This is a genomic window from Pseudomonas sp. Irchel s3b5 (assembly GCF_900187435.1).
Lineage (GTDB): Bacteria > Pseudomonadota > Gammaproteobacteria > Pseudomonadales > Pseudomonadaceae > Aquipseudomonas.
On the sequence record NZ_FYDY01000001.1, the window covers coordinates 331620 to 349072 of the forward strand.

At 61.4% G+C, this 17453-nt stretch carries 18 protein-coding genes; 7 read left to right on the plus strand and 11 right to left on the minus strand.

The features are described from left to right. Positions 1-13: 13 nt before the first annotated feature. The 8 genes from CKW15_RS01400 to CKW15_RS01435 all read right to left on the minus strand — a co-directional run bounded on the left by CKW15_RS01400 (position 14) and on the right by CKW15_RS01435 (position 7488). Positions 14-964: a PDR/VanB family oxidoreductase gene (locus CKW15_RS01400; RefSeq protein ID WP_095151370.1), complete on the minus strand. Its 951-nt coding sequence runs from the start codon at positions 962-964 to the stop codon at positions 14-16. A 777-nt stretch (positions 965-1741) separates the two neighbouring features. Continuing rightward, the gene (locus CKW15_RS01405) at positions 1742-2482 is read right to left on the minus strand and encodes an SDR family NAD(P)-dependent oxidoreductase (protein ID WP_095151371.1); all 741 of its coding nucleotides are present in this window, start codon (positions 2480-2482) and stop codon (positions 1742-1744) included. Between the two features lie 10 nt (positions 2483-2492). Then, the gene (locus CKW15_RS01410) at positions 2493-2993 is read right to left on the minus strand and encodes an aromatic-ring-hydroxylating dioxygenase subunit beta (protein WP_095151372.1); all 501 of its coding nucleotides are present in this window, start codon (positions 2991-2993) and stop codon (positions 2493-2495) included. Next, on the minus strand, positions 2990-4273 hold the full coding sequence (locus tag CKW15_RS01415; protein WP_095151373.1) for a Rieske 2Fe-2S domain-containing protein: 1284 nt from the start codon (positions 4271-4273) through the stop codon (positions 2990-2992). Before CKW15_RS01415 ends, CKW15_RS01410 begins: the two co-directional genes overlap by 4 nt. A gap of 23 nt (positions 4274-4296) precedes the next feature. Next, entirely contained in the window at positions 4297-5445 is a 1149-nt protein-coding gene (locus CKW15_RS01420; RefSeq protein WP_095151374.1) for an amidase, read from the minus strand. Beyond that, on the minus strand, positions 5442-5912 hold the full coding sequence (locus tag CKW15_RS01425) for a nuclear transport factor 2 family protein (RefSeq protein WP_095151375.1): 471 nt from the start codon (positions 5910-5912) through the stop codon (positions 5442-5444). The genes CKW15_RS01420 and CKW15_RS01425 overlap by 4 nt, the downstream gene beginning before the upstream one ends. A gap of 3 nt (positions 5913-5915) precedes the next feature. Next, on the minus strand, positions 5916-6287 hold the full coding sequence (locus CKW15_RS01430) for a hypothetical protein (RefSeq protein ID WP_053161170.1): 372 nt from the start codon (positions 6285-6287) through the stop codon (positions 5916-5918). Between the two features lie 37 nt (positions 6288-6324). After that, positions 6325-7488, minus strand: coding sequence for an acyl-CoA dehydrogenase family protein (locus CKW15_RS01435; protein ID WP_095056736.1), 1164 nt, complete (start codon positions 7486-7488; stop codon positions 6325-6327). Between the two features lie 352 nt (positions 7489-7840). Between CKW15_RS01435 and CKW15_RS01440 the strand changes: the two genes are divergently transcribed. The 6 genes from CKW15_RS01440 (at position 7841) to CKW15_RS01465 (ending at position 13280) form a co-directional block, all read left to right on the plus strand. Continuing rightward, positions 7841-9313 carry a sensor histidine kinase gene (locus CKW15_RS01440; RefSeq protein WP_095151376.1) on the plus strand — a complete coding sequence of 491 codons (1473 nt, stop codon included), beginning with the start codon at positions 7841-7843 and terminating at the stop codon, positions 9311-9313. 330 nt (positions 9314-9643) lie between these two features. After that, positions 9644-10792: an amine dehydrogenase large subunit gene (locus tag CKW15_RS01445; RefSeq protein ID WP_095151377.1), complete on the plus strand. Its 1149-nt coding sequence runs from the start codon at positions 9644-9646 to the stop codon at positions 10790-10792. 11 nt (positions 10793-10803) lie between these two features. Continuing rightward, positions 10804-11343, plus strand: a complete 540-nt coding sequence (locus CKW15_RS01450) for a MauE/DoxX family redox-associated membrane protein (protein ID WP_095151378.1) — start codon at positions 10804-10806, stop codon at positions 11341-11343. Between the two features lie 5 nt (positions 11344-11348). Then, a complete protein-coding gene (gene mauD, locus CKW15_RS01455; RefSeq protein ID WP_095151379.1) occupies positions 11349-11969 on the plus strand; it encodes a methylamine dehydrogenase accessory protein MauD in 621 nt (206 codons plus the stop codon). 18 nt (positions 11970-11987) lie between these two features. After that, positions 11988-12509 (plus strand): methylamine dehydrogenase light chain, encoded by a 522-nt coding sequence (locus CKW15_RS01460; protein WP_008050506.1) that lies wholly within the window; start codon positions 11988-11990, stop codon positions 12507-12509. A gap of 249 nt (positions 12510-12758) precedes the next feature. Next, entirely contained in the window at positions 12759-13280 is a 522-nt protein-coding gene (locus CKW15_RS01465) for a cytochrome C (protein WP_095151380.1), read from the plus strand. Positions 13281-13322: 42 nt separating this feature from the next. Here CKW15_RS01465 and CKW15_RS01470 read toward each other — a convergent pair whose 3' ends face one another. Continuing rightward, on the minus strand, positions 13323-14279 hold the full coding sequence (locus CKW15_RS01470; protein ID WP_095151381.1) for a threonine dehydratase: 957 nt from the start codon (positions 14277-14279) through the stop codon (positions 13323-13325). A 104-nt stretch (positions 14280-14383) separates the two neighbouring features. Here CKW15_RS01470 and CKW15_RS01475 point away from each other — a divergent pair, with 104 nt between their 5' ends. Further along, positions 14384-15196 (plus strand): helix-turn-helix transcriptional regulator, encoded by an 813-nt coding sequence (locus CKW15_RS01475; protein WP_095151382.1) that lies wholly within the window; start codon positions 14384-14386, stop codon positions 15194-15196. On the opposite strand, the gene arsJ is transcribed toward CKW15_RS01475, so the two are convergent. Together arsJ and CKW15_RS01485 are read right to left on the minus strand one after the other, a co-directional pair. Continuing rightward, positions 15193-16434, minus strand: coding sequence for an organoarsenical effux MFS transporter ArsJ (gene arsJ / locus CKW15_RS01480; protein WP_095151383.1), 1242 nt, complete (start codon positions 16432-16434; stop codon positions 15193-15195). The genes CKW15_RS01475 and arsJ overlap by 4 nt on opposite strands. 9 nt (positions 16435-16443) lie before the next feature. Further along, entirely contained in the window at positions 16444-17448 is a 1005-nt protein-coding gene (locus CKW15_RS01485) for an ArsJ-associated glyceraldehyde-3-phosphate dehydrogenase (RefSeq protein ID WP_095151384.1), read from the minus strand. Positions 17449-17453 lie beyond the last annotated feature (5 nt).

Below are 17453 nucleotides of genomic sequence, written 5' to 3' on the forward strand. Positions count from 1 at the left end.
GTGAACTTTCGGTTTAAAGGTCCAGTACCAGACGAGCGGAAAGCGCCCGTGATACACACGCGCAAATCTGCTTGTTGGAGGCCTTTTCCTTGTTCGACAAACAGTTGTCGCGGTGCTCCGGCAAGCCGTCCAGCACCTCGACGATGCAGGTACCGCAGATACCCTCGCGGCACTCGGTGTCGATGTCGCAACCATGGGCCTGCAACACGTCGACCAGGCTGGTGTTGGCCGGTACTTGCAGCACCACGCCGGAACTGGCCAGTTCGACTTCGAACGTGCCGGCCGGGGCGCTGTTGGCGGCCGGGTCTGCGGCGAAGTGTTCAAGGTGAATGGCATCATCCGAGCGACTGCGGGACGCCACTTCCACCACTTTGTTCATGAACGGTGCCGGGCCGCAGGTGTAGACGTGGGCCGCCGCATTGGCGCGGTTCAGACATTCGCTCAATGCGCCGTCCAGATCGGCAGGTTCCACGCCGTAGTGAAACTCTACGTTATCCGCGAAGTTCGTCGCCAACAGTTCGGTAAACGCCGCGTACTGCGCCGAGCGGGCGAAATAGTGCAGGCGATACGGCTGGCCGCTTTCCGCCAGTTTGTAGGCCATGCTCAGCAGCGGCGTGACACCGATACCGGCGGCGAACAGCACGTGCTCGCTGGCCGCTTCGTCGAGACGGAACAGGTTGCGCGGCGCCCCCATTTCCAGCTCCATGCCCTCTTGCACTTGCTCGTGCAAGGCCAGCGAGCCACCACGCGACTGCGCTTCTTTCTTCACCGCCACCAGATAGGCGCGGCGATCCTGTGGCGGGCTGCACAGCGAATACTGGCGGGTCACCCCGGTCGGCCCGGTCAGGTCGACGTGGGCACCCGGTTCATAGGTGTCGAGCGGCTGGCCGTCACTGCGCACGAGGCGAAAGGAACGGATATCCAGCGCTTCGTCGACGATCCTTTCGATTTTCACCTTCATCATGGCATCACCTGAATACAAATTTTTCGTTTAACACAGCCCCCTGTAGGAGCTGGCTTGCCAGCGATGGCGGTCTTGATTACTGCATCGCCAATCCGGGTGCCATCGCCAGCAAGCCGGCTCCTACAGAGGGCCCATCTGCCACAAATCTCACTCATCCCGGGCCCTTGTAGGAGCTGGCTTGCCGGCGATGGCGGTCTTGATTACTGCATCGCCAATCCGGGCGCCATCGCCGGCAAGCCGGCTCCTACAGAGGGCCCATCTGCCACAAATCTCACTCATCCCGGGCCCTTGTAGGAGCTGGCTTGCCAGCGATGGCGGTCTTGATTACTGCATCGCCAATCCGGGCGCCATCGCCGGCAAGCCGGCTCCTACAGAGGGCCCATCTGCCACAAATCTCACTCATCCCGGGCCCTTGTAGGAGCTGGCTTGCCGGCGATGGCGGTCTTGATTACTGCATCGCCAATCCGGGTCGCCAGCAAGCCGGCTCCTACAGAGGGCCCATCTGCCACAAATCTCACTCATCCCGGGCCCTTGTAGGAGCTGGCTTGCCGGCGATGGCGGTCTTGATTACTGCATCGCCAATCCGGGCGCCATCGCCGGCAAGCCGGCTCCTACAGAGGGCCCATCTGCCACAAATCTCACTCATCCCGGGCCCTTGTAGGAGCTGGCTTGCCGGCGATGGCGGTCTTGATTACTGCATCGCCAATCCGGGCGCCATCGCCGGCAAGCCGGCTCCTACAGGGTTATTTGTCCGGCCATGAAATCCATGGCCAGCGATTAGCGCATGAACAGGCCGCCGTTGACGTCCAGGCACGCGCCGCTTACGGAGTTCGCGTTGTCGGCGATCAGCAGCAATACGCTGTCGGCGATGAACGTCGGGTCGCCGAGGGTGCCGGACGGGATCATTTTCAGGATCTGCTCCAGGCGCTCCGGGGCCACACTTTCGCGCACTATCGGCAAATCCAGCGGACCTGGGGAGATGCTGTTGACCGTCACCCCTTGCGGTGTCAGCTCGCGGGCGAAGACCTTGGTCAGCGTCGCTACGCCACCCTTGGCTGCCGCGTAATGCGCGCCGGTGGCGGTGCCGCCGTTCTGCCCGGCCAGCGACGCGATGTTGACGATGCGACCGAAGCCACGCTCGGCAAAGTGCGCGCCGAACACCTGGCAGGCGACAAAAGTGCCGCGCAGGTTGATCGCCATCGACTCGTCGAACTCTTCCGGCGTGATGTCCATCAGCGCCGCGACTTTCGACACACCGGCGTTGTTCACCAGAATGTCGGTGCCGCCCCACTGCTCAGTGAGCAGGTCGCGAGCACGCTGGAAGTCGGCTTTGCTGCGCACATCCAGCTCGATGGCGACAGCGGTAGCGCCGCTGCCATCCAGTTCGGCGGCCAGTTGCTGCACGCCATCCAGGCGCACATCCGCCAGGCCGACGCGATAACCCGCTGCGTGCAGACGACGGGCGATGCACTCGCCCAGTCCGCGCGAGGCACCCGTTACAAGGGCTACTCGACTCATGATGTTGTCCTCACAAAAGAAATCCGAGCGCGCTCAGGCTGTCTGTGGAGTTGATCAGCCGCACCACTTTGCGCTCCAGGGTCGGCACGCCATCGGTGAAACGAATGCGGTGGTTCAGGTCGGCCACGAACGGCGTGTGCACGCCGCGCTTGTAGGCGTACAGCAACTGCGCCGAGTTGACTTCGACGATGTCGCCCGCCGCTTCCACCAGGCGGAAACGCGAGATGGTGCGAATGGTCTTCGCCGCGTCGACGGCCGACGGCGAGTAGCCGGCGGTCAGGCGTTCGATGCGCAGATCACGCATGCGCGCATCGTCGTAGGCGTAGTTCAGGGTCGCTTCGAAATCTTCGGTGTCCGGATCGATCGGCACGATGTACTTGCCGCTTTCGCTCCACAAGGTCGCCCATTCGGCGTAGTTCTTGTGGTCGAGCAGTTCGGCTTCGCGCCAGATGAATTCGATGGCCTGGGCCAACTGGCCGGAAAAACCGTTCAGGGTGTCGTGATTGCTCATTGGCTCATCATCCTTTTCCACATGTCGTAGGCACCGCGCATGCCGCCTTCGTCGGTGGCGTGGCTGACCTTGTCGCCGTTTTCAGCGGTGATTTCGCGGTTCAGGCCGCGGTTGACCAGGATTGGTGCGTTGACGCCGGCATACGAGCCGCGCTGTACGCGGTCCCAGGCTTCGGCATCGTCAGGGCTGCCGAAACCGAACGGGCCCTGGAAGTGTTCGTGGATACGCATGCGTTCGCGGTTGGCGATTTCCGGGCCGCCGTCCATGCCGAGCGCCACGTGACGGATCTCGGTTTCGGTGACCGACACCGGGCGCAGTACGCGGAAGAACGACATCGACATCGCCACGTTCGGGAACAGGTTCAGGTTGAAACCGGCGCCGTGCAGCGAGCGCACGATGCGACGGACCTGATCGGCCGGCAGGGTTTTCGACAGCTCTTCAGTGACGTGTGCGAAACGCTCCTGCAACTGTTCGGTGCCGTCGTCGTGATCGAGATCGACGTGCTCAGGCACCATGACCATTACGCTGTGGCCGTTGCCCAGGGAGTGGGTCACGGCTTGTTCGTCGGTCATGAACGAGAGCATTTCCGAGGTTTCTTCATCCACCGACGACATGAACGACTTGTGCACGATCGGGAAGTGGTAACCGTCGGTGGTGTTTTCCAACTGGATCTTCCAGTTGCCCTTGAAGCTGAACTTGTGTTCGCCCTGGGTCTTGATCGGGTAACCGGCGCCCTGTTTCATGAACAGGTCCATCCAGTGTTTCGCGCCGCCGAGGAAGTCTTCCAGCGGTTCGATCTCGTCGTTGTAGCTGGCGAAGACCATGCCGGCGTAGCTTTCGACGCGCAGGCTGGTCAGCGGCAACTCGGATTTCTCCAGGATGCCTTCGTAGCCATCCGGATACGGCAACGCACGCAGCTTGCCGTCCAGGCCATAGGACCAGCTGTGGTACGGGCAGGTGAAACCGGTGGCGTTGCCCTTGTGCTTCTCGCACACGGTGGCGCCACGGTGACGGCAACGGTTTTCCAGCACGTTGATGTTGTTCTTCTTGTCGCGCACGACGATCACCGGGCGACGGCCGATCATGGCGGTCTTGAAGTCGCCGCTGTTGCGCACTTCGCTTTCGTGGGCAACCCACACCCAGGTGCGGTAGAAAATCTTGTCCAGCTCGACTTCGAACAGCGCCGGGTCGTTGTACAGCGAGACGTCGACGCGGTCATGCTGGACCAGGTCTTCGGGGCTTTTCGACGATGCGATCAGCTGATATTCATGAGTGCTCATGCGGTTCTCCTCATGGCTTCTTTTTATGATTTGGTTTTAGCAGCCGGTCGTTGACCGGCCATGCTGAGTTGCAGCTGCGCACCGAAGGCGCAGACCAGTTCGTCCTGACCTTTACGGCCAACGATTTGCAGGCCGACGTTCAATCCGCCGCAATCGAGTTCCACCGGCACCGTCAGCGCCGGGTGGCCGCTGAGGTTGAAAGGCCGAACCAGCGGGGTCATACCGGCTACGGCTTTGCTGCCGGCGCGGGCTTCGCTGAGAGTCGGCGGCAGGGTTGGCATCGTCGGCAGCAGCAACACCGCAAAGTCTTCCAGCGCCGCATCCACTTGTTGGGTGAACGCTGTGCGCACGGCTTCGGCCTGGGCCAGTTCTTCGCGGGTGGTACGGCCAGCCGCCAGCAAACGTGTTTCCACATCAGCGCCGATCAAGCCTTTGCCGGTCAGGTGACCGAAGGCCGCCCAGTTTTCAAAATTGATCACGGTCAGGCCGGCGGCGAACGCTGCTTCGAATTCGCTCAGGTGCAGGTTGCCGCGACGCCATCCGGCGCGGTCGGCAGCGGCACCCAGGCAAGCTTGCAGGTGCGGGTCGCAGCCCACGTCCAGAAAGGCGACTTTGGCACCGGCACCCGGCAGGCCCTGCATTTCAAAGCCCGGGCAAATCACCTGCATCGCGGCAATCAGGTCGTCCATGGATCTGGCGAACGGACCGACGCAATCGAGGCTCGATTCCAATGGATGGGCACCGACACGGCTGACACGGCCATAAGTTGGCTTCAGCCCGGCAATCCCACAGCACGCCGCCGGCACCCGCACCGATCCACCGGTGTCGGTGCCGATGGCGATGTCTGCCAAGCCTGCCGCGACCGCCGCAGCCGAACCGCTGGACGAGCCGCCAGGCACGCGATCCGGCGCTTGCGGGTTGATCGGCGTACCGGTGAAGTCGTTGATGCCGGTGACGCCGAACGCCAGTTCATGCAGGTTGGTCTTGCCGACGATCTGCCAGCCAGCGTCGAGAATCGCATCAACCACTTCGGCGTTTTTCGTCGCGGCCGGTGAATCGGCAAACGCACGGCTGCCCGAACGGGTCGGATACCCGGCGATGTCGATGGAATCCTTGATCGCTACGCGTTTGCCGTTGCCACCGAGGAGGAATTCGCTGATGAACGTACTCATGCATTCAGCTCCGTGTTGAACAGCCGTTGCGTACGGAAATGCGCGATCAGCCAGACGCCGTCGACACAACGAAAATCGATGTTCAGGCGGGTGCCGAACAACTCGTTGCGTCCATCGGCGTAAGTGGAAACCTGCTGCATGATCCATTGCCCTTGCGCAGCCTTGCCGTCGACCACAATCGATTCGCTGGTGAGGTAATGCAGGTTCAGCTTGAAGTGGTCGGACGGCGGCAGGTAACCGCCGACAAACGCCGCCACTGCTTCACGTCCTTGATGCTGACCGAAGGTCTGTGCGGTCTGGCTGCCGAGGCCTTCCCAGATCGCATCTTCGGTGAACAACTGCGCCAACTGGCTTTGATGAATCGCCGCCCGCGGCACGTCGCACAGGTCCATGTAGCACGCCATCAAGCGGCGCACGGCACTCTCCCCTTCAAGCGTCGCCAGACGCTGCAGCAAGGCCTCGTTCATGGCTTACACCTTGGCCGCATCAGGAATGGTCAGCGGGCGACCGATGCGCGCTTCGATTTTGGCGTAGCGCCACAGGCTGTACTGGCCGACCGGCGTGGTGCGGAACAGGTTGCAGGCGTCGATCACCGACTGGTGGCAGTCGACGTCGGCCATGATGTACACGGTCCACGGCGAGGTGGTGGACGGGCCGACCATCAGACGGTCGTCATCCATCGCGCCGAGCACGTTAATGCCGGGCATGGCGCCGAGATCGCCCATCATCTGGCTGAAGCCTTTCCACACGCTCAGGCCTTCGCCGGTCGGCAGGTCGAAAAAATTCTGGGTAATGCCGATGCAGAAGACGACGCGCAACGGTTCCTGGGTAGCTTGGGACATACTGTTGATCCTTGAAAAAGTGAAAAATGAATAGGGTTCAGATGTAGCCCGGGAACGGCTGGACGCCGAGGAACACCGAGCCGGCGCCGTCGTACAGGCCTTCGCTGAGGAACGCGTGCTGGGTCACCACCATCGAGTCGCGCAGGTAGCGTTGCAGCGGATGGCGCAGGTAAATGGCGGTGGTGCCCGCCAGGCTGTAGGCGCTTTGCACGACTTCGGCACCGGCCTGGGACACGTGAATCGCAGACAGACGCAACAGGCTGGTCTGCTCTGGCGTGACCGGGTTGCCGGCGACGATCGAGTTCCACACCTGTTCGGTGGCGTTGTAGAAGAAACCGCGTGCGGCGCTGAGCTTGGCTTCAGCCTTGGCGATCTCGATGCGCACGTAGGCGCGGTCGGACAATTTCGGCGCGCCGGTAATGCCGCTGCCGCCCGCCATACGGCTGATTTCGTCGAGGGCCGCACGGGCCAGACCGAGGTTGACCACAGCCAGCACTTGCGCGGCGTAGGCAATCGACGGGTAGCGGAACAGCGGTTCGTCGATGGTCGAGGCACCGCCACGGATGAAGGTCCAGCGCTCGTCAACGTGTTGATCGGTCACGCGCAAGTCATGGCTGCCGGTGCCTTTGAGGCCGACCACTTCCCAGTTCTCGACGATGTCGACCTGCGCCGGACGAAACACTGCGGTGCGTGGCTTGCCGCCGGCAGCACCGATGCCAACGCCCAACAGGTCTGCGCCTTTGCAGCCGCTGGCGAATTTCCAGGTGCCGTTGACCTGATAACCGCCTTCTACGGCCTCGGCCGGTTGCAAGGGGAACAGGCCGCCAGCGAATACGAGATCAGGGCTTTCGGCGTAGAGCTCAGCCAGGGTTTCACGTGGCAAGGCGGCGAGGTAAACACCGGCGCTGCCGAAGCTGGCCACCCAGCCCGCCGAGCCGTCGGCTTCGGAGATGCGTTCGATCATTTCCAGGAACAGCGCCGGTGCCAGGGCGTCGCCGCCGAAGCATTTCGGCGTGGCGGCGCGATAGATGCCAACCTGTTTGAAACGCTCGATCATGTCCCGGGGTACGTGGGAACCTTCGTCGAATTCATTGCGACGCTGGCGAACTTCTTCCAGTACCTGCGCAAAGGCTTGGCTGTCGACGACATTCTCGTCAACGCCAATCAGTGCGTCTTGTTGCGCAACCGCTGAACGCAGCATGGGGCATTCTCCATTTTGATTATTGTTAGTGGGCTGAACCGGTATCTTCTGTAGGAGCGAGCTCGCTCGCGAAAAAGTCTGAACAACGCGGTCATTCAGACAGGACGCGTTTTCGTTGACGTCCATCGCGAGCAAGCTCGCTCCTACAGGTAGCCGTTTCGTAGCCTTTGCATTGCGGTCCAGTGTAAAAACCGAGTCCGGCCGCAACTATTGGTGCGTGCAGCCCCCCGGCTAAAGAAAACCCCTAGTTCGACGCCGGTTACCTCTGAGCGCATCCCCATGCGCGAGCGGGTATAAAAAGCCATACTTCTGACTTCACCGGTCGGACCCCTCTGCCGCCAAGGGCTGTGCGATGTATTTGCCAAAACCGAACGACTTTTATGCGCTGATCGAAGCCATGCCGCTGTGCATCATTCTTCACGATGCGCACACCAAGGAAATTCTCTGGGCCAACGCTGCCGCCCTGGCGGCGCTGGGCTTCACCCTGGAAGAACTGACGCCGCTCAAAGCCCCGGACATGACTCGCAACGCGCCCAAGTACCGCCGTTCAGTGGGTTTGCGCTGGCTGGAGGGCGCCGCGCGCACGGGCCAACGGGCCATCGAGTGGTGCTATCGGTCCAAGCAAGGCGTGGAGATTCTGTCCGAGGCGGTGGCGACGCTGGTGCACCTGGACGGTCGCGATGTACTGATGGTGCAGTTCCGCGACATTTCCAAGGAAGACAAGGTCAAGCGCGACCTCAAACGGTTCGAAAGCCGACTCACGGCCTTCATGCAAGACCTGGCCGAAGGCGTGGCCGTACTCGGGCCAGAGGGCGATATCCGTTTTATCAGCGACTCCGGCGCGCTCCTGCTCAACAGTGAAGTGCGTGAGTTGATGGGTAAAAACTTCCTGGCCTGGTGCGACGATGCTTCGCGCCGGCGCTTGCTGCAACAGCTTGCCAACGAGACACCGGAGCACGCGCCGTTCAGCGTCCACTATAAAGTGCAGCGACTTGACGGCCAGTGGCGCTGGCATCACGCAACGTGCCGCTACATCGAGATCGAAGACGATCTGGTCGGTCACCTGCTGTTGTTCCGCGATGTCACTGAACAGGTGCAGGCAGAAGAAGCACGGCGGGTCAGCGAGCAGAAGATCGAATATCTGGCGCGCTACAACGCCATGGGCGAAATGGCCGTGGCCATCGCCCATGAACTGAGTCAGCCGTTGGCGGCGACCCGTAACTTTATTGAAGGGGCCGTGATTCGCCTGAGCAAATCAGCCGATGCCGACCAAGGCGTGGCCTGGGGTTTGCAGAATGCGGTGCGGCAAATCGAGCACGCCTCTGTGATTATCAAGAGCGTGCGTGATTACGTGGTCAAGCTTGAGCAATCGGAGGAACTGGTCGACCTCAACGAGCTGCTGCGTGAAACCCGCTACTTCATCAGCCTGCGCGCCGATCCGAGCCTGGTGCGCGTGGAGATCGTGCCCTCGCCCGTGCCGCTGCGGGTGAGCTGCGAGAAGGTGCTGATCGGTCAGGTAATCCTTAATCTGGCCTTCAATGCCATCGAAGAAATGGCCGACCTGCCGACCGAGCGGCGCTTGTTGCGCATTCAGGCCAGTGCCGACAACGGCGTGGCGCTGGTGCGGATTGAAGACAGCGGCCGAGGCATTCAGGCCGCGGCGCAAGAGAAACTGTTCGACGGCTTCTTTTCGTCCAAGGTCAGCGGCAACGGGATCGGGCTGGCGCTGTGCAAGAACATCATCGGCCGCCACCGCGGTGATATCTGGGCGCAAAACCAGGAGCCGTGTGGCGCGGTGTTCAGCTTTTCCCTTCCCCTCGTCTGACACCCCCCTTTTTGACATACACATTCCCTGTGGCGAGGGAGCTTGCTCCCGCTGGGTCGCGAAGCGGCCCCTGAATTTCCCCAATCACACCTTGCTGGCAGGTTTTGCGGCTGCTGCGCAGCCGAGCGGGAGCAAGCTCCCTCGCCACAAATGCTCCTTTGCCCCCCGCCTTATCAGCTTGTGCAGCCACTTTCATGACACTGGCACAGACACACAAACACTTGGCAGGCAGCGCAATTCACCCGGTCGCCGCTCAAGGCAGAATCAAACGGTAAAAATCTGCCAAAGCATCCGCGATCCGCGTTACCAACAATTCAGGAAGTTCCCCTTATGCGAACAAACAGGATCTCCGTACAGTCAGCGCTAGGCCTGAGCCTGCTTGTACTCGGTTTGAACAGTGCCCGTGCGGATCTGCCCGCCGGTACGATTGGCCAGACCGTTCTGGCGTTCCCGCCCGAAGCTCACCGCGCATTCGTTGTCGACGTCGAGTTCGACAGCTTCGTGGCTGGCCGCGTGACCGTTGTCGATCCGGACCAGAAACGCATTCTCGGCATGGTGCCGACCGGTTTCGCCGCACCATCGGCCCTGAGCCATGACAAGAAAACCCTCTTCGCCGCCGATATCTGGTATTCGCGCGGTACTCGCGGTACTCGCACCGACGTGCTGACCGCCTGGGATACTTCGACCCTGTCGCCGGCCTGGGAAGTGCTGATCCCGAACAAGCGTGCCGAGTCGCTGACCCAACGTTACGCGCTGAAGACAAGCGGCGACGACAAGTTCGTCTACGTCTACAACTTCACCCCGTCGACGTCGGTAACCGTGGTCGACACCCAGGCCAAGGCCGTTACCACGGAAATCGCCATCCCCGGTTGCGTGCTCAACTACCCGATCGGCAACCGCCGCTTCGCCTCGCTGTGCGGCGATGGCAGCCTGCAGGTGGTGACCCTCAACGATCAGGGCCAGGAAACCGCGCGCAGCCGCACGCCGTTCTTTGATCCGAACGCCGAAAAACTGGTCGAGCGCGCCGTCAATGTCGGCGACACCTACTACTTCACCACCACGACCGGCACCGTGCGCCCGGTGGATTTCGCCGGTGATGCACCGAAAATCCTGCCGTCCTGGTCGCTGATCACTGACGAAGAAAAGAAAGCCGATTGGGCCCCGGGTGGCTGGCAGCTGATGGCCGTGTCGCCGAAGCTGAACCGCTTGTACGTGCTGATGCACGACGCCCACGAAGCCATGAAGTGGGAAGACCCGAGCCCGCTGATCTGGGCGTTTGATCTCAAGACTCACCAGAAAGTCGCGACCCTCGAAGCACCGGTTCCGGTGTGGAGCATGCAGGCAACTGGCGACGACAAACCGCTGTTGCTCGGTACCGACGTCGAAGGCGGCTTGCAGATCTTCGACCTGAAGACCAACAAGCTCACGGGCAGCATGCCGAAAGTCGCCAAAACCGCGACTCAGGTCATGAGCTACTAAGAGGTTCGGCCATGCACATAGATCCGATCTTCATCATTGCCAGCGCCGTCGCCATTGCGGTGTTGCTGGCCAGTGCCGCGACCCACAAGGTGCGCGCACCGGCCCGCTTCAGGAAGCAATTGGCGGACTACCAACTGTTGCCCGAAGTGCTGGTACGCCCGAGCGCGCGGTTGATTCCATGGATGGAACTGGCCATCGCGTTTGCCCTGCTGGTGCCGGTCAGTCGTGGCTACGCCGCAGTAAGCGCCGCCAGCCTGCTGGCGCTGTACGCCGCGGCCATCGGCATCAACCTGTGGCGCGGTCGCGCGGACATCGACTGCGGTTGCGCCGGGCCTGATCAGGCGCAACCACTGCGCCAGGTCCTGCTGCTGCGCAACAGTGCACTGGTAGCGCTGGCTCTGGTTGCCAGCCTGGCGCCGGTCGCCCGCGACCTCAACATATTCGATGGCTTCGTGACCCTGGCTGCGGCCGCGGTGGCACTGCTCATCTACGCCGCGGCCGATGGCCTGCTGGCGAACTCCCCTCTTCTGCTCAAATTGATTGGTAGGTAACTCAAATGGAAGGCTTGATAGTTTCCAACGTTCTGCTCTGGGTGCTGCTGGTGGCCGTGGCGTTTGTCGTCATGGGCCTGGTTCGTCAGATTGGCGTGCTCCACGGCCGCCTGGCCCCGGCCGGTGCGCTGATGGTCGACAAAGGTGTGGCCGTCAACGAAGCCGCGCCGCAAGTCACCGCTTCCGACCGTCATGGCCGCCCGGTGAACTTCGGCTATGCCGGTGAAAAATCGCAACTGCTGTTCTTCCTCTCGCCGACCTGCCCGATCTGCAAGTCGCTGCTGCCGGCAATCAAATCCATCGCCAAGGAACAGGCCGGTACGCTCGACGTGGTATTCGTCAGCGACGGCGACATGGATGCCCAGCAAGCGCTGATCCGCGAGCACAAACTCGAAGACGCCACCTACGTAGTCGGCCCGGAAGTGGGCATGACCTACCAGATCGGCAAGCTGCCGTACGCCGCGCTGATCGACAAGTCCGGCACCCTGCGCGCCAAAGGCCTGGTCAACTCTCGCGAGCACCTGGACAGCCTGTTCGAAGTCGAGCATTTGAAGCACGCCACGCTGCAGCAGTACCTCAATGCGCAACCGCACGCCCACGATCACGACCACGGCCATAGCCACTGATAAGGCAGGGAGACCTTTATGAAACTGCTGGATCTGTTGTTTGAGCGTTCGTCCCGCCGTGTCGCCGACACCACTTCGCGCCGCAAACTGCTGGCGCGCATGGGTTCGCTGATGGTCGCCGGTGCCGCCCTGCCCCTGCTGCTGCCGCTGGACCGCACCAGCAAAGCCCTTGCCGCAGAGCCGGCACAGGCGGGTGATCCGGGTGATCCGAACAGCTGCGACTACTGGCGCTACTGCTCCATCGACGGCTTTCTGTGCAGCTGCTGCGGCGGATCGGTGACGTCCTGCCCTCCGGGCACAGAAGCCTCGCAAGTGACCTGGATCGGCACCTGCCGCAACCCGGCCGACGGCAAGGACTACATCATTTCGTACAACGACTGCTGCGGTAAGCAAAGCTGCGCCCAGTGCGCCTGCACCCGTAACGACAGTGAAGAACCGGCCTATCGCCCGTTCAACAACAACGATGTGAACTGGTGCCTGGCCGCCAAATCGCACATCTATCACTGCACTGTTTCGGTCATCCGCGGCGTCGCCGTTTAAACGCGCACTTTCCGCCGGTTGCTCACGCAATCGGCGGTTTTTTTATCGGTCAATAACAGTCAACTGTGGCGAGGGAGCTTGCTCCCGCTGGAGTGCGCAGCGCTCCCAAAACTGCGCTTGCCTTAACTCTGGCAAATGGTTTTGGGGCTGCTTCGCAACCCAGCGGGAGCAAGCTCCCTCGCCACAGGGTGCAATTTCTTTCGAGCTGACTTTTTTCTTTATCGGCCACAACAACAAGAGAGGCCCTTCATGCGCACGTTGCTACTCCTCGGTCTCGTCTGCACGCTGACCGCCCCGCTCGCTTTCGCCCGTGCCATTCCCAACCCGGCGCAGGGCCATGCGCCGGGTAACGAAGAAGTCCAGAAGCCGATCGCCCAGGCCGGTTACAGCAATACCGTGAATTACCAGTTGCAATGCGCCGGTTGCCATCTGGACGATGGCAGCGGCTCTGCCGCCAACGACACGCCGCGGATGAAGGGCTTTGTCGGCAACTTCCTAAAAGTCCCCGGCGGCCGCGAATTCCTCGTGCGTGTTCCCGGCATGTCGCAATCGGCGCTGAACAACGCGCAACTTGCCGACCTGCTCAACTGGCTGATGCGCGAAGACGGCATGGCCGGCAGCAGCCGACCTGCGGACTACCAGCCTTACACCGCTGAAGAAGTCACGACATTGCGCGCCAAGACCATGCTCAACCTACCCGGAACCCGTGGCGATTTAATCAAAGCCATGCGTGCCCAGGGCATCGACATCAATGACGGTATGAATTACTGACCATCGCGAGCAAGCTCGCGCCCACAGGATCAGGGGCCTCAATCACGCAATCACTGTCGCATAGACCGATCGATCAACATTTCCCCCGGACAGAATCACCCCCACCTTTTTGCCCTGCATCGTTTCACGCTCCTGGATCAGCGCAGCCAAGGCCGCCGCGCCCGCCCCTTCGGCGAGGTTGTGGGTGTCGGTGTAATACACGCACATGGCCTCGGCGATCTGCGCGTCAGTGACCGAGACGATCCGCGCCGCGCCAGCGGCATAAACGGCAAACGCTTCGGGGATGGGTTTGCGCACGGCCAGACCGTCAGCAAAGGTATTGGCCGAAGCGGTTTCGCGGAGGCTACCCGCCTCGAACGATAGCTTTGCGGCCGCCGCCTCGCTGGACACCACACCCACCACCTTTGTGCTCAAGCCCAACGCGTCGCGGGCGGCGATCACGCCACAAATCCCCGAGCCACAGCCAATCGGCACGTAGACCGTGTCCAGGTCCGGCGCGGCCTTGAACAGCTCCAGCGCATAAGTCGCCACGCCTTTGACCAGTTCGGTGTGAAATGGCGGAACCAGGTAGAGGTCATGCACTTGCGCCAGGCGTGCAGCCTCTTCACGGGCCTCATCGAAATCACGGCCATACTCGACCACCTCGCCGCCAAAGCCGCGCATGGCCTTGTTCTTTTCGACCGAGTTACCTTCCGGCACCACGATCAACGCTCTCAATCCCAGGGCGCTCGCCGCCAGTGCCAGACTCTGACCGTGATTGCCGCGAGTGGCGGTGACGATGCCTTTCACGTCTGGGTGCTCGCGCTTGAGCCAGTGCATGAAGGTAATGCCGCCGCGCACCTTGAAAGCACCCGTCGGTGTGTGGTTTTCGTGCTTGACCCACACCGTGCAACCCAACCGCTGGGCCAACAAGGGCCAAGCGTACTGGGCGGTGGCAGGCATCACCTCGTAAACGTGGCGAGAAGCTTGTTCGATATCGTCGCGGGTCAGTCTGTGCATGAGAAGGTTCCCTGAAGTTTTGCCCAGTCTAGACTCGTCTGCCGCGTGGCGGCTTTCAAAAAACTGACCTGACTTTTGTGCTTCCACTTCACTACTATGCGGTTATGAGCCATCGAAACCATCCGCCACCACCGCTGCCCTCTGAACCGGTCCGCCGCATCGAGGCCGGGCCATGGGCGATTGAATTGCTGCCTGCCTCAGCCTACGCGACCCGTTATGTGGCCGCCCAATCGGCGATCGGCTTTGCCTTCGACAGCCAACGCGGCCTGCACGCTATCGGCAGTGACCGAGTGCTTCCCTTCGAGGCCATGCCCAATGGCCTGGCGTTCGTTCCTGTTGGGTGTGATGTTTTGTCCGAGTCGCCCAAGGGCGGTGAATACCTGCGGGTGATACGCACCGACGGCATTGCACTGGTGGGTGATCGCGCCTTCAACAATCGCCTCGATCCGCAAGCAACAACCCTCGCGCTGCAGATGCGCAGCGCGCTGTTGCGGGCCTCGGTTGAAGACGATTGGGAGGCGTGGGCGCTTGCTTTGTCTGAACGGGTAAACGCTAGCGACGCGTTGGCGACGCCACCCCATGGCTCGATAACCGGTAGCCGGATGCGCACGCTTGATGAGTTCATCGACGCCGGCCTCGACAGTCCGCTGGGTGTACCGGCCATGGCGCAGTTGCTTGGATTGTCCGAAGGCTACTTCATCCGGGCCTTCAAGCACGCAACAGGCAAAAGCCCCCACAGCTACCTGATCGACCGTCGCCTCGCCAAGGCCCGTGCCTTGATGCGCGATTCGACCGCCAGCCTGTCGGCAATCGCCCACACCTGCGGTTTCAACTCACAGGCACACATGGCGACCACCTTCAAGCAACGCCTTGGCGTCAGTCCGGCGCAGTTGCGAGCTCACTCGAAGGGTTTTTAGCGCCAGGGTAACGGTAGATTGTTGCTAGGCGCGTGACGTGGCAATGCAATCGAAATCAACGCTGCAAACAGCACGAATGCACTCGATATCCATAAACACGCTTGCAGTCCATACACCTGATAAACCCAACCGGAAAGCACCGTGCCGATCAATCGCCCCATCGCGTTCGACATGTAATAGAAACCCACGTCCAGCGACACCCCGTCTTCCTTGGCATAGGACACGATCAAGTAACTGTGCAACGACGAATTCACCGCGAACAGCACGCCGAAAACCATCAATCCGCCGAGCAGCACAGCCTGTTGCGAAAGGCCGGTGTTCAGCCCAAGAGCGATTGCCGCAGGCAGACCCGCCAGGGCAAGAGCCCAAAGAAATGCCGCACGACCATCGGGTACATGCCCACGTTTCTTACCCGTGATGTTGGGTGCGAACGACTGCACGATGCCGTAGCCAATCACCCAGGCTGCAAGGAAGCCGCCAACCTTCCAGAAGTCCCAGCCGAAGACACTGCTCAGGTACACCGGCAACGCCACCACAAACCAGACATCGCGGGCGCCGAACAGAAACATGCGCGCCGCCGAGAGGATATTGATCGCCCGGCTCTTGGAGAGAATGTCGCGAAACTTTGGCTTGGCTTTCGCTTTGCCCAGATCCTTCTTCAACAGGATCAAGCTGCCGATCCAGATCAACGCCAGCACGCCCGCCATGGCGAACAAGGCACCTTTGAAGCCGATCAAGGCCAGCAAGGCGCCGCCAAGAAAGAAGCCGACGCCCTTGAGTGCATTCTTCGAGCCGGTGAGGATCGCCACCCACTGGTAAAGCTTGCCCTGCTGCCCATCGGGGACCAGGAGCTTGATCGTGCTTTTGGCACTCATCTTGTTCAGGTCTTTGGCAATCCCCGACACCGCCTGAGCGCCCATCACCCAGGGGATGGTTAGCCAGGCCACCGGAACCGTGAGCATCAGCAGTGCCGCAACCTGGAGGCCCAGCCCGATGTTCATGGTTCGGTTCAGACCCAGCCGGGCGCCGAGGTAGCCACCCACCAGGTTGGTGATCACACCAAAGAGTTCGTAGAACAGAAACAACGCCGCGATTTGCAGCGGGCTGTAGCCCAACGCGTGAAAGTGCAGCACCACCAACATGCGCAAGGCGCCGTCGGTGAGGGTGAAGGCCCAGTAGTTGCACGTCACGAGCAGGTACTGCCGCACTTGCGGCGCGAGGGCTGACAAGGCTTTCATGACCGCTCCTTAAACGGCCAGACCGACCATTTTGGCCAGCTCGACAGTGCGGTTGGCATAGCCCCACTCGTTGTCGTACCAGGCATAGAGTTTGACCTGGGTGCCGTTGATGACCATGGTCGACAGCGCATCGATGATCGATGAGCGCGGGTCGGTGCGGTAGTCGATGGACACCAGCGGGCGCTCCTCGAAACCGAGGATATCTTTCAGTTCATTCTCGGAAGCGTCCTTGAGGAACTGATTCACCTCTTCGACTGTGGTGGGACGCTCGACTTCAAAGACACAGTCCGTCAGCGAAGCGTTGGCCAGCGGCACGCGCACGGCGTGACCATTGAGGCGCCCACGCAGCTCCGGGAAAATTTCGGCAATAGCCGTGGCCGAGCCGGTGCTGGTCGGAATCAGGCTCATGCCTGAAGCACGTGCACGGCGCAGATCCTTGTGCGGTTGATCGAGAATGCTTTGGGTGTTGGTCAGGTCGTGAATGGTGGTGATGGAACCGTGGCGAATGCCCAGCTTCTCGTGGATGACTTTCACCACTGGCGCGAGGCAATTGGTGGTGCAGGAGGCGGCAGTGACGATGCGGTGCTGCGCCGGGTCAAACAGCTGATGGTTAACGCCCATCACCACGTTCAAGGCGCCTTGCTCCTTGACCGGCGCGCAGACCACCACTCGTTTCACGCCTTGGTCGAGGTAAGCCTGAAGCACTGCGACGGTTTTCATCTTGCCGCTGGCTTCAATCACCAGATCGCAGCCCGACCAATCCGTGTCGGCAATCGCCTTGTTGGCCGTTACTTTGATCCGTTGACCGTCGATGATGACGCTGTCGCCCTCGGCGCTGGCTTCGTTGTTCCAGCGGCCATGCACCGAGTCGAAGTTGATCAGGTGGGCATGAGTCGCCGCGTCACCTGCTGGATCATTGATCTGCACGAATTCGAACTCTGGCCAGCGCCAGGCCGCTCGCAGAGCGAGTCGACCGATCCGGCCAAAACCATTGATGCCAACTTTTATAGTCATGTGGT

Coding starts and splice junctions, on each gene's coding strand:
- CKW15_RS01400 (WP_095151370.1), bottom strand. CDS start 964: ATGATGAAGGTGAAAATCGAAAGGATCGTCGACGAAGCGCTGGATATC.
- CKW15_RS01405 (WP_095151371.1), bottom strand. CDS start 2,482: ATGAGTCGAGTAGCCCTTGTAACGGGTGCCTCGCGCGGACTGGGCGAG.
- CKW15_RS01410 (WP_095151372.1), bottom strand. CDS start 2,993: ATGAGCAATCACGACACCCTGAACGGTTTTTCCGGCCAGTTGGCCCAG.
- CKW15_RS01415 (WP_095151373.1), bottom strand. CDS start 4,273: ATGAGCACTCATGAATATCAGCTGATCGCATCGTCGAAAAGCCCCGAA.
- CKW15_RS01420 (WP_095151374.1), bottom strand. CDS start 5,445: ATGAGTACGTTCATCAGCGAATTCCTCCTCGGTGGCAACGGCAAACGC.
- CKW15_RS01425 (WP_095151375.1), bottom strand. CDS start 5,912: ATGAACGAGGCCTTGCTGCAGCGTCTGGCGACGCTTGAAGGGGAGAGT.
- CKW15_RS01430 (WP_053161170.1), bottom strand. CDS start 6,287: ATGTCCCAAGCTACCCAGGAACCGTTGCGCGTCGTCTTCTGCATCGGC.
- CKW15_RS01435 (WP_095056736.1), bottom strand. CDS start 7,488: ATGCTGCGTTCAGCGGTTGCGCAACAAGACGCACTGATTGGCGTTGAC.
- CKW15_RS01440 (WP_095151376.1), top strand. CDS start 7,841: ATGTATTTGCCAAAACCGAACGACTTTTATGCGCTGATCGAAGCCATG.
- CKW15_RS01445 (WP_095151377.1), top strand. CDS start 9,644: ATGCGAACAAACAGGATCTCCGTACAGTCAGCGCTAGGCCTGAGCCTG.
- CKW15_RS01450 (WP_095151378.1), top strand. CDS start 10,804: ATGCACATAGATCCGATCTTCATCATTGCCAGCGCCGTCGCCATTGCG.
- mauD (WP_095151379.1), top strand. CDS start 11,349: ATGGAAGGCTTGATAGTTTCCAACGTTCTGCTCTGGGTGCTGCTGGTG.
- CKW15_RS01460 (WP_008050506.1), top strand. CDS start 11,988: ATGAAACTGCTGGATCTGTTGTTTGAGCGTTCGTCCCGCCGTGTCGCC.
- CKW15_RS01465 (WP_095151380.1), top strand. CDS start 12,759: ATGCGCACGTTGCTACTCCTCGGTCTCGTCTGCACGCTGACCGCCCCG.
- CKW15_RS01470 (WP_095151381.1), bottom strand. CDS start 14,279: ATGCACAGACTGACCCGCGACGATATCGAACAAGCTTCTCGCCACGTT.
- CKW15_RS01475 (WP_095151382.1), top strand. CDS start 14,384: ATGAGCCATCGAAACCATCCGCCACCACCGCTGCCCTCTGAACCGGTC.
- arsJ (WP_095151383.1), bottom strand. CDS start 16,434: ATGAAAGCCTTGTCAGCCCTCGCGCCGCAAGTGCGGCAGTACCTGCTC.
- CKW15_RS01485 (WP_095151384.1), bottom strand. CDS start 17,448: ATGACTATAAAAGTTGGCATCAATGGTTTTGGCCGGATCGGTCGACTC.